Origin of the sequence: Acaryochloris marina S15 (assembly GCF_018336915.1) — a bacterium.
Lineage (GTDB): Bacteria > Cyanobacteriota > Cyanobacteriia > Thermosynechococcales > Thermosynechococcaceae > Acaryochloris > Acaryochloris marina_A.
In genome coordinates this window covers 532755-548748 of sequence record NZ_CP064923.1, presented here as the reverse complement: position 1 = coordinate 548748, position 15994 = coordinate 532755, and the positions used below count along the sequence as shown (strand labels likewise).

Genomic DNA, 15994 nt, shown 5'->3' with positions numbered 1-15994 from the left:
ATCGCCCATGATCAGCTGGATTAAGTTGAAGGTGAACCGCAGCCCCACCCGAAGGTTAAGCCTGGGTTCTGTCTTCAACCGATAGGCCGTTCGCAGCAGCAACCCCTGGAATTTCCTCCCAGCGGTTGCCCTTCAAAGGAACCTACTCAAACCGATCATCCAATGCGATTGCGCTGGCCTTTGGCTGTTGCAGTGACGGCCACCGAGTGACACTCACCGCGAGACACCAACAACCGGATGCTTATCAAGTGGATTTGAACCACCTTGGGATTGCTCCCGTACCGATGACATAACTCGTCCTAAACGAGGTGCCCATACCCAGGGCGGGGTGGTGGAAAGTACAGGATTTGAACCTGTGACAGTCAGATTATGAGTCTGATGCTCTACCAACTGAGCTAGCTTTCGGTTCGCTCGATGTAGGATTTGAACCTACGCCCCCCGGATAAGCCCGGTGCTCTCCCGCTGAGCTAATCGAGGAATGGTGAATCAACCTTGTGTGCTTGGCGGTACACTTATCCGCAATTTTCAGCTTCAAAGTACCAGTCAGATATTCAGAACCTGAACCGCTACCTCACAGCACGCCATTGACTCAGTGGCCAAACCTAACACACTGAATTGAGAACCGCCATGATCCTCAGGCAACATCTCCAGTCACTTTCGACTCAAACTGATCATTCAAGGTTGCTGAGCAGCAGTCGGGACCTGCCCGGGGGCTGCGGGTTGGGGAGCAGGCGCTAACGGCGCAGGAAGGCTGGGAAAGGGCTGTCCGGGCGCTGGGCTAGGAACCGATAGCAAAGGATTATTGGTCCCATTAGGTAGAGATGGAACAGGATCTGCCAAAGAATGGACCGCAAGGGCTAGTTCTACCGTCGTCCCATTTTTTCCCTTCTTTTGCCAATCGACCTTTTGCACAATCGCATCATGGGGAGACAGAATATCTTGAAAAGCCTGTAATTGGGCCTCAATAGTTTTCAACTCATTGAGAAGTTGATTCTTCTTACTAGACGCTACAGCTTGCCCCTGTTGCCGAGCTTGTTGAGAAGATTGTAAAGACTTACGCTGGGCAATGGCCTGTTCTAGCTGGGCTTGAGCAGAGGTTTTAGCGAATTGCAACTGAGCTAACTGTTTCTCCTCCGATGGCAGAGGCAGGGTTTGACGAGCAAGATCAGTGTAAGGAGATTTAGCCAGATAATCCTGCATTGCAGCATCCGCTAAACGAACCCGTTCTCGGGCTTGCTGCACCTGAGCTTCTGCCGCAGTTGTATTCGTTGGGGCAGTCGGAATCTGTTCCGTCGCCGTTAAAAGCGCAACTTCCTGTTGCACCTTTTGACGGCGAGCCATAATGGTCTGACGGGCAGCGGTCCGATCGACCAAAATTTGCCCCTTAACGATTAAATCTCCCTGCTTAACGCGCAGTGACTCGGGAGATACAACCGTTAACTTTAATTTTGTCGGCGTTGAATTGAGAGGCTCTGGAGTACTGGCTGCCGGGTCTCCTGATTGCGCCTGAGATTTAGATTTAGAACTAGAGTTTTCCGAGCTGCATCCACTGATTAGGACCAGAAGAACACTGCTCACACTCAAGAATTTTAAGCAGTTGTTCTTAAACTGATGGTTTTTCTTACAAAGATTTTGATGAGTAATCATGGCAGAAGATATGTTCTGAAGTAACGTCAGAGGATTGGTTCGGGAACCGCTAGTTCAGCGGAGCTTGATGTAATCAGCGGGTCCAATACTGCAGAGCAAGAAAAATATAGCTCACTAGAGCTTAGTAGTCTCAATCCTTTAATAGATTGACCGCGATCACCCCCCCAAGAGTTAACCCAGATAGATATAAGGAAATTCAGTTCTGAAGTTAATACTATTTCAATTTGTAAACTTTCATGGGAGTCATTGCTTAACTTTGATTACGACTTGTTAAGAGATAGAATGAGACTCGGTCACTACAGCGTAAGGAAGCAGTATTTTTTCGTGCAAAACTCTACTGGTGTTGAAACCAAAGGCCCCGCCGTCTCTAGGTCTAGAGAATTACCCTTTACCCTTCAAGAGGTAAAGGCAGCCATTCCCCCTCATTGCTTTGAGCCTTCAGCCTGGCGATCTCTTTCATATTTCTTTTTAGATATCGGTATTATCGCTGGTTTATACGCCATTGCCCATCAAATTAATGCCCTATGGTTCTGGCCCATCTTTTGGTTAGCTCAAGGCACAATGTTTTGGGCGTTATTTGTTGTGGGACACGACTGTGGTCATCGTTCTTTTTCCAAACACAGGCGGCTGAACGATTTGATCGGACATCTCAGCCATACGCCAATTTTGGTGCCTTTTCATGGTTGGCGCATTAGTCACCGTACCCACCATGCCAATACAGGCAATATCGAAACGGATGAAAGTTGGTACCCTCCCACGGAAACTCAATATCGAGAGATGCCGAAGGATGTCAAATTTGTCCGTTACTATTTGACCCTACTGGCCTATCCCATCTATCTATTCAAGCGGTCACCTGGACGCAAGGGATCTCATTTCCTGCCTAGTAGCCCCTTATTCAAGCCTTCCGAGAAATGGGATGTCATCACCAGTACGGTCTTATGGGGAGCAATGATCGCTTTTTTAGCAGTTCTCACTTACACCAATGGCTGGTTATTCCTAGTCAAGTATTATCTCGTTCCCTATATTGTTTTCATTGTTTGGCTAGACGTCGTTACTTTGTTGCACCATACCGTCCCGAGTGTACCTTGGTACCCCAATGACAATTGGTATTTTCTCAAGGGTGCACTCTCTACCATCGACCATGACTATGGGTTTATCAATCCCATCCATCACAATATTGGCACTCATGTCGCCCACCATATTTTCTTAGGCATGCCTCACTATCATTTGCTGACGGCAACCAAAGCCATTAAGCCGCTCTTAGGTGAGTACTATCAGAAGTCTCCAGATCCCATTTGGAAGAGTTTATGGATTGCCTTGAGAGATTGCCGATACGTTCCTGATCATGGAGAGAAAGTTTACTACCAATCTGACTCCAAATCCTAAGTTTCACTCCTTTCTTTCGCCTCTCTTAAGGCAGCATTCGTTCAAAAAATAAAATGAGGGAATAAGACTGAGGTAAATTACATCCGTCAACAGCGCACTTCGAAATTAATATACGCTTCTTAGTTACTTGTAAGTGACACAAAAGAGAGAGGATTGGTTATCAGTCCTCTTTCTTTGATTTTTTATTCAGGATGTATCGTCTTGCTTTCGATACCAATAGAAAAGATTTCTATTCGTTACACTGAAACTGCTGAATTCTCACCCTTGCCGCCCGCTCTTTTTGCAATTCTTCATAGGGGAGATTCAGAAGATATTTAGTCACCTCCTTTCCTTGATCAACAACGCGAGTCGCTGCAACCAACTTGCTAGTAATCAAGCGCTGAAGAGATGCAAAGACCCGATTGATTTTGCCATATTTGGTATCTGCCATTAACCACGTCATTCGTTCTGCAATTTCATCTCGACTGAGAGGGTATAGGCTTTCAAACAACACTCCTTTGACAGCTAAATCTAGTTGGGCTTTATAAGAAGATTCCAGAAGGCTACTCCTCGTCGTGAAAGAAGGCTGAAGCTTTGAATGTCTCTGTTCTGCTATCCGTCTGGTTTGACAGCCCTTTGTAGATCGCTTGTATTGAATTGTGTCCATTGCTATGTCTAACAACAACTAGATAATGTTTTCTTTAATGTATGTCTTTTTCTAGCCCTGAGATAGCATAAACGCTCGCAAAAGCTAAGCGAATGATTTGCTAAATCCTAAAGATTAGAGTGTTCTCCCAAACAGGGGCTAAAGACTTCTCTATGTCATAGATGATCGCGTCCTGTGCAATCACCACCTATGCCATTTGATAAATGTTCTTTCTATTGTATCCGTGAATATACGGAGTGGCACCCCTACAGTAGGCAATATGACTCAATAATCATGCACCATTTCCGAAAAATTCAGTGTTTTCACGGAGACGCTTTCTCCATTTAGAGTGCCTGTGATTGCAAAAGAATCCGTATTCCTACATAGAACTCGTTAGAGGATTACGTCTAAAATATGTTTGTTGAAAAATATTTAGACAATCTTTTGTCATCTAATTACCTTTTTTTTCTATCGCCTTTTAGATTAGATGACTATAATTTTAGTCCTTTTCAATATCTCTAATAACATAAAAACTAATCTGCCACTCTGCTATGCCTCGCAAGCAACTCGGGAAAAAAGATCAGCTAATAATTCATATTGCAGCCCAGAAAATTGGCAGACGAATGAAGCAGCTACGTGCTCATCTGGGGTTATCCCAAGTTCAAATTGCCAAAAATCTTTCTATCTCGGTCAGACAGTGGTCAGGCTGTGAGTGTGGTGATTATTTACTCAATATTGATTTTCTAATTTTGCTCAATACCTATTATCAGGTATCTATCGATTGGCTATTGACAGGCAAAGGCAATATGTTTATGGATGATACTAGTGAAACTGAGCAAAAGATTACTAGCCAAGAATTAGCTGAAGAGCTAAAAGTTTTGATCACTCGCTTAGAAGAGTAAACGGCTTCTGCATACACTCCTAGACTTACTGCCCAAACCCATGAGCGAAGTAGCCTGGTTTGAGTATTCTTCTCACTCTTGTAGCAGAGGCTTCAAGATTTCAAGTTTCACGGATGCCCAGCACAAAATCAGAAACTTTCATCCAACTGCTGCATCAATACTGTTTTGGAGGACAACAGTTATGTCAAGTGGCTATGACAATATCCATGGATCAGCTGTGATGACCTTTCCAGCACTGCTCTCTTAAAAAGTGATAGGGATATCAAACCTAAATCCAGAAAAACTTCTAGGAGTTTTTGTAGGAGAACAGCTAGCATATCCTACTGGAAAGGAGCCTAATGGATTTATTAGTTCTTAAGAGAGCAGTACCTCCATCAGATATCGAACTATGTTCTTTTAATCCTAAATACGAGGAAATAATCTCTACAGTAGAAATAGAGCATTAACTATAATATTGCTAGTCTTTTCGATCTCCTGAGTCTTTAATGATCGAGAATCTGAGATTTAAACATGAAGAACTCAAAGTTTTTGACAATAGCAGCCTGTGCATATGCCTCATGCACCTTGGTTCTGAGCTTTATATCCCCAGCAACAGCAGCCTCCCTAACCTATAACTTCAGACAAGATGGTTTTGATGAAGGCGCTTACACTGAAGGTTTTTTCATCGCCGATGACCTTGATGGCGATGGTCAAGTTGCGTATTTTAGAGGCTCCCAAAACTTCCGTGAAATTTCGGACTTCAGGGTCACTTTTTCTGGGAATCGGTTAACACCACCGACAACTTATGGATTTGGAGACTTATTTGGTCTTGTCTATGACTTAGATGGTGGTCCCTTGGGCGATGGCAATACTAGGTTCAGGGAAGGAATTAGTACTTTAAGGCCCACTACCGGCTTATTTGGCCCGCGTTACGTTACGGGTCCTGGTGCCTTCAGCAACATTCAACTTCGCGGAGGCGTACGAGTCTGTGATGGTTCTCCTGGTTCACTGTGCGGATTGTTTAACGGTTCTAGTTCTCCTGAGTTCGTGACTGTTCCTGAGCCTAGTACTTTCTTGGGCAGCATTATAACCATCGGTCTTGGTATCTTCGCCAAAAGAAAATGGTCACATCTTGTCCGTCAGAATAAATCCAAGTGCACTTTGTAGCCTCAGTAGCAACGGAAGCATAATAGATCCCTAGCCTATGCAGATGAATGATCTGTTTTCTGGTAGATTTCCGTCGTGTTTTGAATAAATAATCTTAGACCAGGGATCTATTACGCTTCCGTTGGAGATTGTGAAGGGGGGACCAGTCCCTTGCTTTTCTGTAGAAAGGTAAAGATTGCGATTCTGCTGCAATTCCTCATTAGCTAGAATTGAAGAATAGTGTTCGAGACAGCAAAGGTCGTAACACCCCAATGGCTAATAATGGTACCGCCTATCTCCTTTGGTTTTTCTCTACCTTTGGCATCTGTGGGATTCACCGATTCTACCTAGGCAAACCCGTTAGCGGCATTCTCTACTTTTGTACCTTCGGATTTCTCGGCATTGGCCAAGTGGTCGATCTCTTTTTAATTCCAGAGATGGTTGACCATAAAAATCTGAAGCAGAGATTACTCTATAGTTCAGCTGATGCCACGACACAACCCACTATTGTGAGAGATGTCAGTACTTATGGGCAAACGAGTCCACCTCTGGATGTGCAAATTCTAAAGATTTGTCGAGATCAGAGGGGGGCCACCCTGAGTGATTGCGTAATTGCGACCGAAACAAGTCCTGAAACGGTCAAATCCAAAGTCCAAGAGCTGTGTTTGGCCGAACTATTGGTTGTTGGGAATCGCGAGTCCGATGGTGCCGTCATTTATAAGGCGGTCTAATCGCACTGTAGAATAAGACCGCCCTGCACGAATTGTCCATGAGCCACTCCATCACACCATTTGCAGATCTTCCTGCACAGCAGCTCAATACCATCAAACTGATTGCAACCGATATGGATGGCACTCTAACTGTAGACGGTAAATTCCCAGCTATCTTTGGTCAAGCATTGTGGGACTTACAAAATAGCGGGTTTGCTGTTGTGATTGTGACGGGTCGATCGGCGGGTTGGGTCAGCGGACTCGCCCATTATTTGCCGATACAAGGTGCGATCGCAGAAAATGGCGGCCTTTTCTTTCACCAACCCGATACCCCCGGGAAAGTACTTTCAGACATTCCTGGCCTCAAAGATCACCGGGCTCACTTAGCCAATACCTTTCGTATGCTTCAAACTCATTTCCCGCATCTACGGACTACGGCTGACAACGCTTTCAGGATCACAGATTGGACCTTTGATAATCCTGATTTCGATCCGGTCGATTTAGATCAGATGGCGAATCTCTGCGCCACTGAAGGATTTGATTTTACCTATAGTACAGTGCAGTGCCACATCAAACCCCAAGGCCAGAACAAGCAAGCAGGGCTACTAACCGTACTCGAGCATCACTTGCCTGAGCAATATGAGTTAGCCCAAATCTTGACGATTGGCGATAGCCCCAATGATCAAGATCTCTTTGACCCTCAAGTTTTTCCTCTGTCAGTCGGCGTTGCCAATTTGTCTCACTATCTGGAACAGATTGACCACCATCCCCAAGCGATAACCCAAGCAGCGGAGGGGTTAGGATTTATCGAAATTACTCAACGGCTACTCACACATTAATTCAAGCTTTATTCGAGCATGACAAACACCTCTAAAACGGCTAAAGGGTTTGGCTTATTGCAACCAAACCCTTAATCCTATAGAAACCGAGAATGTATGTTTGCTCAGAGTTGAAAAAATAGATAGAGTGTACAAGAAAAAAACAACTAAAGTGGACATTAACAACAGCAACAGTTCTAAGAGGTAAGTCTTACATATCTTTACTAGATAAGTGTTCTGGTCTTCAGCTTTTTCGTATAGAAAAGGATGACCACAAATCGTAAGTTCTCAGGAAGAAGGTTGCTCTTCAGAACAGAGGTAGGAGGTACTGACGTGCTCTGGGGTTACTTGTTAACTTTGACTTTTTGTACCTGGGTTTAATCTAACATTAACCCCCAGGACTGACTCAGTTATTTTACTAAAGTTCACTCTTATTTGCGGGGGTTAACAGAGTGAAACATATCAATAAAATTAGATGGGTTAACGCCAGAATTTGCGTCTCCTAACTCCTACTAATGAGCCTGAAGTACTTTTCTAAGCTGGGATTGGTCGATTTTACCTTGAGGATTGCGGGGCAGTCTGGGTAGTACATGCCATTGCTTGGGTTGTTTAAAGGGGCTGAGTTGAGTCTTCAGCAAAACTTGCAATGCGGCTAGGGAAAAGGAGTCTACTGCAGGGACCACAACTGCTGTAATACTTTGACCCCAATCTGGGTGGGGTTGGCCAAAAACCGTGGCATCTTTCACTATGCCTGTACCCAGGATTAACCGTTCTATTTCTTCAGGAAAAACATTCTCACCCCCAGAGATAATCTTGCGACTTAAACGACCCACAATATGCAACTCTCTTTGGTCATTGAAATACCCCAAATCATCCGTAAAAAATTTGTGATCAGAGACAAATAGTTGAGGGTAATATCCCTTACAAAGAGAGGTACTTTCAATGACCACCTGTCCAGTTTGATGGGCCAGCACGCCCTGATGTTGCTCATCTTTAATCGCAATCTGAGCGTGGGGCAAAATGTGGCCATTATGTGCGGCACCTAGAAGGAATTGATCTGGATCTAAGGTGGCGACTTGAGCTGCCGTTTCCGTCATTCCATAGGTTAATGCCAGACGTAAATGATGCTGACGAGCCGCCTGTAGTAAAGCAGGCCATGTAGGACCTCCCCCTACCAGAATGGTGCGAAATCGCGCCAGCCACTGTATGCGAGAGTCGCTCTGTTGCAAGAGTCGTTGGAGTTGGGTGGGAACAAGGGAGAGAAAATACGGATGGGGCTGCTCAGATTGAGAATCCAGAAAAGCTGCAACGTCTGGAGTTAAGGAGGGAGTGGGGGAAAAACAGTGGCGAGGGAGGAGGATTAGCTTGCCGTATGAGAGTAGCGATCGCATAAACTGCATCAACCCACTGACGTGATACAGCGGTAGCCAACAGCAGGAATGGATGGCACCCCATTCATCACCAAAAAAATGACGTTGGCAGCCTTCAACCGAAGCGGCTAGAGTAGCCCAAGTATGAATCGCAAATCGAACTTGGCCCGATGAGCCCCCTGTAGGAACCAAAATCCATCCCTTTTCTTCCGGCTTAGCTGGGGTTGGTTCGGGGATATCCAGCTGTGGCAGCTGAGAGGCGTCCCAAATGACATGGGGTTTAACCAAATGCAACACCTGCCGCCATTCAGAGCGTTGCCAATGGGGATTCCCGAGAAACACAGGACAATCACATAAACAAGCCGCCATCAAGCCAGCCAAGAACTCTAAGGGATCGGACTGGATTAACAGAACTCTGGGATATCTCTCTCGATCAATAACGTCTTGTAGCTCCTGTTGCCTTTGTTGAATTTGCTCTAACAAAAGCTGATCACTGAGGCCCAGAATCCAGTCCTGCCTTTGCCATATCTCTTGGGGAGAACCCAACACGTGAGCATTAGTAGGCTTAACTGAATCCACCGGGAACGATGTATTACTCATCCGGTGACAACCAATGACGAACACCAAATCCAATGGCCCGCTGGGGATTCGAGAGTTCTGCCGCTAATCTTAGACAGGCTTGCCGCCCAACCTCTGATTCAAATACAGAAGAGAACACCGCATCAATGGGATGGGATTGGCAAAACTGGCGCAAGCGATGAGGATAACCACAGATAGCAGGTTTAATGACGAAAATGCCGTTCCATCCTTGTTGAACACACTGGTGTAGCTGAGATAGCGTTGCCACCGACTCATCTAAGGCCAAGGGGGTTTGAAACTGCTGACTTAAGGACAACATGGCAGAAAATTGCTCAGGGGATAGCGGTTGCTCCAGATATTCAATGGTAATTTGGCCTGCAACTTGATCACACAGGTGTAGCCAACTACAAGCAGACTCATCGGTTAAACCGCCATTGGCATCTAAGCGGAGCAAGGCTTGCTGAGGCAAAGATCCAATCAACTGCTGAAAAATTGCCTGTTCTTGTTCGGGAGCCTCCACCCCAATTTTCCACTTTAGGGTTCGATAGCCCTGCTCCCATAACTGTGAAACTGCAGACAAGGCTTGCCTCCCGGTTGGCAATAGTCCACAGATATTAGGCTGGACAGAGGCTGATACTGAATTTTGAGTTAACGCTTCCCAAGCTGAACCCAATCCAAACTGGCAAGCCGGATAGTGATCTGGAATAGACAATATTTGAGTATCTGTTAACTGGGGTGGCAGTTGCTGGCAATAGTCCTGAGCCTGTTCCCAAGTCTCAGACCCAAACCACGATAGGGGAGCAATTTCACCTTGGCCGATATTGCCAGCATCATCCTCTAAAGTGACGATCAAACCCCGACGAACAGACCACCGACCATAACGCGTTTGTAAGGGCTGCTGGAACGATCGTTGATAGGTTTGATAGGAAAATTGCATAGTCTTGACTTTGATAGCTGATCGACTCGCCTCGGCATTGTTTTAAATCACATGACAGATCGAAGCCGATCACTGCACATTCTAGAGGTAGCCTCTATTGTGGGATGAAGGCTTCCTCATATAATTTCTCGACAGCCAGGTGGATGCATGACGAATTCCGGTACCAATACTCCCAATGTGCAAACCCCTCAAACCCCAACCTTACTCAATAACCGCTACCGGGTCATTAAAGTCCTTGGTGATGGTGGATTTGGCACCACCTTTTTGGCAGAAGACACTCAAATGCCCTCCCGCCGCCAATGCGTGATCAAGCAGTTGAAGCCCATTGATAATAATCCTCAGATTTACCAATTGGTGAAGGATCGATTTCAGAGGGAGGCTGCCATCCTAGAGCGTTTAGGAGAAAGCCATGACCAAATTCCGATGCTTTACGCTTTTTTAGAAGAAGCCGGCCAGTTTTACCTGGTGGAAGAGTGGGTGGCGGGTCAAACCCTGACCCAGAAAATGCAGCATGGCCCCCTCAGTGAGGCAGAAGTGCGAGATATCTTGATCAAGCTCTTGCCGGTCATCGACTATATTCACCAACAGCGGATTGTTCATCGAGATATTAAACCCGACAACATTATCTTGCGCCAAAAGGACGGAATACCCAACCTAATCGACTTTGGGGCCGTTAAAGAGACCATGAGCACGGTAGTGAATTCCCAAGGACAAACGAATCGCTCCATTGTGGTAGGAACCCCCGGATATATGCCTATGGAGCAACTGGCAGGACGTCCGGTCTACAGCAGTGATCTATATAGCTTGGGTCTCACGGCCATCTATCTCCTCACCCTTAAAATCCCTCAAGAACTCGAAACCGATCCGCAAACGGGGATGCTTCTTTGGCAGCATTTAGTGCCTAATCTCACCTCAGAATTTTCTGCCACCCTGAGTCAGGCCATTCACCCTCAGCCCAATGAACGGTTTCTCAGTGCGGTAGCCATGATGAATCATTTGGTGCTCCCGGCAACCCATGTGGTGGATGTCGTCCAGGACGCAAGTGCCCAGAATCTAGAGATCCTCGCTAATCAAGCCACCACTCCAGTGGGTGTAGAAGCCACAGATATCGTCTCTCATACCCTCCAACAGCCCTCCATTCCTACCGCCGAAACTCCTGTTTCAGCTTCCTCTGAACCAGCTGTATCTGAGCCGACTCAAGCCGTTGTTCCGCAACACCCATCCGTACCCCCCACCGTCAACCCAGCTCGGTTTCCAGAATGGCAAAAAGCCATCCTCACAGGAAGTGTGATTGGGGTATTTGTATTGGTGAGTGCAGTCCTCTTGCGAGGTCAGGTTTCGGATCTACTCACTCGCAATTCACCTTCACCCACTGCAGATACAGACCGTTCTACGTCCGATACAGCCGTGAGTACGTCCCCGTCCAATCCCACCAATGACAGTACAAGCCAGGTGACTCGACCCATCCCACCTCCTCCGGTTGAGATCGCATTACCCCCTAATGCCGATCAAACGAATGCCCGGATTGCAGGAGATCCTGGTTCCAAAAATATTCGGTCTGGTCCCGGGACAAACTATGCTCAAACCCATCTGGCTTACCCAGGCGATCGGATCACGATTGTTACAAGCGATCGCGATCAGGGCGGCTTCCTCTGGCATAACGTCTACTTTCCTGAATCCCAGGCACAGGGGTGGATTGCAGCACAGTTAGTTAAAGCTGATCAAGCCGCGCAACCCTCTCCAAAACCAACGCCCACGCCCACGCCTTCGAACACCAATGCGGCGATAGTAGGAAGCCCAGAAAGTAAAAATATTCGGACAGGGCCGGGGACAAAATTCTCGACTAAACATATGGCTTACCCTGGCGATCGCGTTCGCATTGTCGGTCAACGTAAGGATGGCGGTGGCTACCTCTGGTATGAGGTATTGTTTCCTCAGTCAGGGGTACGGGGCTGGATTGCGGCCCAACTTATTCAACGAGATTAGACCCTAACGCTTCTATTCTCAATTATTGTGGTTACTGTCTATCAATGGGGCAGCAAATAGACTTATGAAAGGGTTTCAAAAATTTTTCGGCCAGTTCCAGTTTGTGGTGATCAGCATTTTGACCACAGCGGTTATTGTCTGGCTAGCGGCTAGCCTCCAACTGGTCCCTGCTGATCCACCCGTATCACAAGAGCAATCACCGCCACCGCCAGCTCCCCCCCCTGTCGAAGTACCTCAAGCATCGTCCCCTCCGACGAGCAATCCCACATCACCGCTGTATGAGAACTTGCCCTCCATCTCTAACGCTCCCTCCCCAGCGAACGCTCCAGCAGCACCGGTCACTTCAGCACCTAACAACTACTATGGTCATCTTCCCTATGCAGAAAATGCAGGTAACCGACTGATTAATGTTGGGGATTTTGTGCGGGGAACGTATCGTCGTAGTGAGTCTTTGGATCAAGAAGCGGCAACAGCCTTTACCAAATTAGTTAATGCTGCTGCTGATGCAAGTCTCACACTTCAGCCGATTTCGGGGTTTCGTTCCGTTAACGACCAAAAAGAATTGTTCGATAAACAAGTACAAAAACTAGGAAGCGAAGAAAAAGCCGCCAAACTCAGCGCCCCTCCTGGATTTAGTGAGCATCACACCGGATATGCAATCGACATTGGCGATCGCAACCAGCCGGAAAAAGATCTCAAGGTGGCCTTTGAAAGCACGACAGCTTATGACTGGTTAACTAACAATGCCAGAAACTATGGATTTGAACTTTCATTTCCTCGTAACAACGCCCAAGGGGTTAATTTTGAGCCTTGGCATTGGCGATATATCGGCACGTCTCGGGCAGCAGTACAGTTTGCTAGTGCCCGTAATCTCTAATCGTTTCTTTAACCGGTTAGGGTAGCTCCCGACAAACTCCCGAAACCGTCAGGAGTAATTCTCCACATGGACATAATGTTGCCCTCACCTCTGAATAGCTAGAGTTGAGTTGATGCTCCAGTGGGAATGAGAGACACTTATGAGATGCCAGTAGGAAGTGTTGAGGGTATGGGACTGGCATTAATTCCTCAATTTTGGCTACTCCAACCTGACAGATTTCGTTGCAGGAAGTCGTTCAGGACTTTACCCCAGTTCCGTTGAGAGTTACGGATGCTTATTGATCAATGGCTAGGATGCAATATACGGGATGGTTCTCGTATTACTAAATTGACGTTTGAATACCCGCACCTTCATTAATCTCGACATATCAATATAGGCGATCAAGTAGATGATCAATGCTTTACTGCTCGTCTTTTAGCAACAAAAAAGCTAGTCGAGAATAACCCAACTAGCTCTCATCAAAATCAGACTATGACTCTTATGATTTGGGCTTCAGTGCTAAGAGGACATCGCCTGTATAGGTAGACTTATCCATTTGGGTGCTGGCAACACCAATGCCCCGAATGGATTTGAGAACCGCTTCGACTTCAGGCGTAATCAGACCTTGGCTGGTAATGGCCGGATTAGTCAAAATGACTTTGTTCGCTTCATCCATATTGACGAAGAAGTAACCTGAATTCGATTCGGGTAAGGTTCGCGTGACGGACTTAAATGTCTCGCTCTGATCCAGTGTTTTTTCGGGTTTAGCCATGACCTTGATGATGGGGTCACCAATGGCGAAGAACACTGTTTCCTCATCAATCCAGCCATGGCCGGCTAGGGTTTCTTTAGTCGGCGGAAACTGCCACTGAGTCACATCAACATTGCCAATTTTGCTCTTGTTGACAGGGACATTGCTTTGTTTGACTAGGTCATCCAGTTTGGCAAAGGTTGCCTCAGCTTTGGCGCGATCGCTTGTTTTGAAGATCAAGGTTCCACCAAAGCCCACGGATTGCAAGAGACCTTGATTTCCTGGAATGAGTGCTAGGCCCACTTCTTTATCCATCCAGCCAATAATGTCTTTATCCAAATCAAGCTGGGTGGTTTGACGAATCTGCTGCCGGACTTCATCTAAGCCTTCTTTAAATTCAGGTACGCTGTCTAGCTGCTCGAGGGCGTAATTCCACTGGCTGCTCAGGTCTCCTGCATTAGCTGATAACAGGGTATTGGCCGGAAACTGGGAAATAATTTTGCCGGGAACTGGCTTAAATTCCCATTTAAAGGAGTCGGGATTGACTTTGGTCACGGCTCGGAACCGAACGCCTTCATTGTCAATGCCCATGCCGACCGACACAGATTTAATTTGATTCAGTTGATCCTTTAGCTGAGGAGGAAGCGGATTACTGGGATTGAAAGCTGCCGCCTGCGTAATCAGTTTCCCGTAGTCGGGGATGAAGATTTGAGCAACGGGGTTGTCCATCTTCATGCTTTCTTCCAGGATCTTCCGGGTCTCACCATCAGAGGCCAAGGACGGATCACCTTTCGATGAATCAATGGCTTTTTTGACAACATCTTGATTGTCAGACATGGCTAGGTGATTATCGAGAATCGCCACAAAGCTAGGAGAGCCTGAATTATCAATTTCTAAAATCTTGACGCCTTTATGGTCAGTCTCTTTGACGTCTAGATCTTCCTTGTCTTTCATCTTATTGGCAAAGTTTAAGACTTCTACTTTGTCTTTAATGCCAATGACCATCAACATACTAGGAGTGGGTTGGTCTTCGCTCGCAGGAACCGCTGCAAACATGACGCTGCCTAGCCAAGGCTTGATGTCCTTATCGTAATCCAGCTTATCTTTTGCTAACTCTTTTTTGATGTCAGCAGTCATCGTGTCGAAACCACCGAACACAATATCTTGGGCTTCTGGCGTACCAAAATCTTTCAGCTTATCCCAAGAGTCAGACGTAATATCAACATAGCCTGCCATCCAGGCTTCATCGGGCACAATTTTTGCACTGGCGACTGGACTGGTTCCTTCTTGGGCAGGAATGACTTTCAGGTAAAAATATGCAGCAATTCCCCCAATCGCGACTGCACCCGCGATAATTCCAGGAACAATCAGTTTCCATTTGGTTGCCATTAAATATCTCCTCAAAAAAGAAAATTAGATCGCGTGGGTGAAACAGAAAAAACCGATTATCTGAAGCCGAAAAAAAGATTTGAATCGAACCTTTTGATGATTGATGAAAAGCTCAATTGTAAGCGCATCATGGGTTGTTTAGTCAATGAACGCCAACATGGGTATTTATGGACTAAATTATTGAAGAGGATTCTATGCCTGCGTTTGAAACGCTGGCTGATTCACTGAAACCAAGTTCGCATCTAATATTCCCTGAATTGGGCCACAACTAGCACTTATCAGAAAAAATGGCCGCAAAATTCCTATGTTCAAGACGGCTGAGATCGTCTCCTCATTCACCAATTGAGACGCTCACAATGTGCTTAATCTTCGTCTTCGTTAAAACTAGCGATTTTCTCTGATTAATCTACTGGGTAATGTCAAATAATCATTGGCACCATTTCGAATGTTTGCACGATCCTACCCCCACCAGCAGTCCTAGCAGGTGATCCTAAGCAGAGATTTATAGTGATAGTGATCATTGGCAATCCCACTTCCTGAGAGCTTTTAGTGGTGATCTGCAATTTATGCAAAAGAAATGCCATAAAAAATACCCTCGCATCCTGTCGAGGGTATTGCATCAGAAGAGGAACTCTAGCCTAACGATGGAACATACGTTGGGCAGAATGAAAGTTGAGAACAAGCTTAGCTTTTTGCCAACTCTCCATGAACAGGGCGTCCATTCTCTTTTAAAGTTTCGAGCCAAGCATCAGCATCATCCAGCTTATAGCCGGAAAAGCGAATCGTAGTTTGTTGATCTGTGATGGTGCGCACTGTCATGAAAATAACTCCTAAGGGTATAGGCCAGAAAATCCGAATACGATTTTCACATACCTACCTGAGGCTCGGCGGGTTTGCTAACGCGGGAGAAATG

13 protein-coding genes and 2 tRNA genes are annotated in these 15994 nt (G+C 46.2%); 7 read left to right on the top strand and 8 right to left on the bottom strand.

The features are described 5' to 3' along the window. Nucleotides 1–329: 329 nt before the first annotated feature. The 3 genes from I1H34_RS03210 to I1H34_RS03200 form a co-directional block, all read right to left on the bottom strand. Nucleotides 330–405, bottom strand: a tRNA-Ile gene (locus I1H34_RS03210). A gap of 3 nt (nt 406–408) precedes the next feature. Then, nucleotides 409–476: transfer RNA gene (locus tag I1H34_RS03205), tRNA-OTHER, on the bottom strand. Between the two features lie 199 nt (nt 477–675). Then, entirely contained in the window at nt 676–1578 is a 903-nt protein-coding gene (locus tag I1H34_RS03200) for a hypothetical protein (protein WP_249369752.1), read from the bottom strand. Between the two features lie 393 nt (nt 1579–1971). Between I1H34_RS03200 and I1H34_RS03195 the strand changes: the two genes are divergently transcribed. Further along, nucleotides 1972–3033: a DUF3474 domain-containing protein gene (locus I1H34_RS03195; protein WP_212664316.1), complete on the top strand. Its 1062-nt coding sequence runs from the start codon at nt 1972–1974 to the stop codon at nt 3031–3033. 229 nt (nt 3034–3262) lie between these two features. On the opposite strand, the gene I1H34_RS03190 is transcribed toward I1H34_RS03195, so the two are convergent. Further along, a complete protein-coding gene (locus tag I1H34_RS03190; protein ID WP_212664315.1) occupies nt 3263–3679 on the bottom strand; it encodes a hypothetical protein in 417 nt (138 codons plus the stop codon). Nucleotides 3680–4281: 602 nt separating this feature from the next. Between I1H34_RS03190 and I1H34_RS03185 the strand changes: the two genes are divergently transcribed. The 4 genes from I1H34_RS03185 to I1H34_RS03170 all read left to right on the top strand — a co-directional run bounded on the left by I1H34_RS03185 (nt 4282) and on the right by I1H34_RS03170 (nt 7234). Next, the gene (locus I1H34_RS03185; RefSeq protein ID WP_235107168.1) at nt 4282–4560 is read left to right on the top strand and encodes a helix-turn-helix domain-containing protein; all 279 of its coding nucleotides are present in this window, start codon (nt 4282–4284) and stop codon (nt 4558–4560) included. Nucleotides 4561–5070: 510 nt separating this feature from the next. After that, nucleotides 5071–5706, top strand: a complete 636-nt coding sequence (locus I1H34_RS03180) for a PEP-CTERM sorting domain-containing protein (RefSeq protein WP_212664313.1) — start codon at nt 5071–5073, stop codon at nt 5704–5706. Between the two features lie 251 nt (nt 5707–5957). Continuing rightward, nucleotides 5958–6416 (top strand): TM2 domain-containing protein, encoded by a 459-nt coding sequence (locus tag I1H34_RS03175; RefSeq protein WP_212664312.1) that lies wholly within the window; start codon nt 5958–5960, stop codon nt 6414–6416. A 38-nt stretch (nt 6417–6454) separates the two neighbouring features. After that, nucleotides 6455–7234, top strand: coding sequence for an HAD-IIB family hydrolase (locus I1H34_RS03170; protein WP_212664311.1), 780 nt, complete (start codon nt 6455–6457; stop codon nt 7232–7234). 491 nt (nt 7235–7725) lie between these two features. On the opposite strand, the gene I1H34_RS03165 is transcribed toward I1H34_RS03170, so the two are convergent. After that, the gene (locus I1H34_RS03165; protein WP_212664310.1) at nt 7726–9183 is read right to left on the bottom strand and encodes a 2-succinylbenzoate--CoA ligase; all 1458 of its coding nucleotides are present in this window, start codon (nt 9181–9183) and stop codon (nt 7726–7728) included. Then, the gene (locus I1H34_RS03160) at nt 9176–10099 is read right to left on the bottom strand and encodes an o-succinylbenzoate synthase (RefSeq protein WP_212664309.1); all 924 of its coding nucleotides are present in this window, start codon (nt 10097–10099) and stop codon (nt 9176–9178) included. Before I1H34_RS03160 ends, I1H34_RS03165 begins: the two co-directional genes overlap by 8 nt. Before the next feature lie 147 nt (nt 10100–10246). Between I1H34_RS03160 and I1H34_RS03155 the strand changes: the two genes are divergently transcribed. Further along, nucleotides 10247–12085, top strand: a complete 1839-nt coding sequence (locus I1H34_RS03155) for a protein kinase domain-containing protein (RefSeq protein ID WP_212664308.1) — start codon at nt 10247–10249, stop codon at nt 12083–12085. A gap of 64 nt (nt 12086–12149) precedes the next feature. Next, nucleotides 12150–12962: a M15 family metallopeptidase gene (locus I1H34_RS03150; protein WP_212664307.1), complete on the top strand. Its 813-nt coding sequence runs from the start codon at nt 12150–12152 to the stop codon at nt 12960–12962. Nucleotides 12963–13440: 478 nt separating this feature from the next. On the opposite strand, the gene I1H34_RS03145 is transcribed toward I1H34_RS03150, so the two are convergent. Together I1H34_RS03145 and I1H34_RS32690 are read right to left on the bottom strand one after the other, a co-directional pair. Then, a complete protein-coding gene (locus I1H34_RS03145) occupies nt 13441–15081 on the bottom strand; it encodes a DUF3352 domain-containing protein (RefSeq protein ID WP_212664306.1) in 1641 nt (546 codons plus the stop codon). Between the two features lie 684 nt (nt 15082–15765). Continuing rightward, nucleotides 15766–15900: a hypothetical protein gene (locus I1H34_RS32690; RefSeq protein WP_012164117.1), complete on the bottom strand. Its 135-nt coding sequence runs from the start codon at nt 15898–15900 to the stop codon at nt 15766–15768. Between the last annotated feature and the right edge of the window lie 94 nt (nt 15901–15994).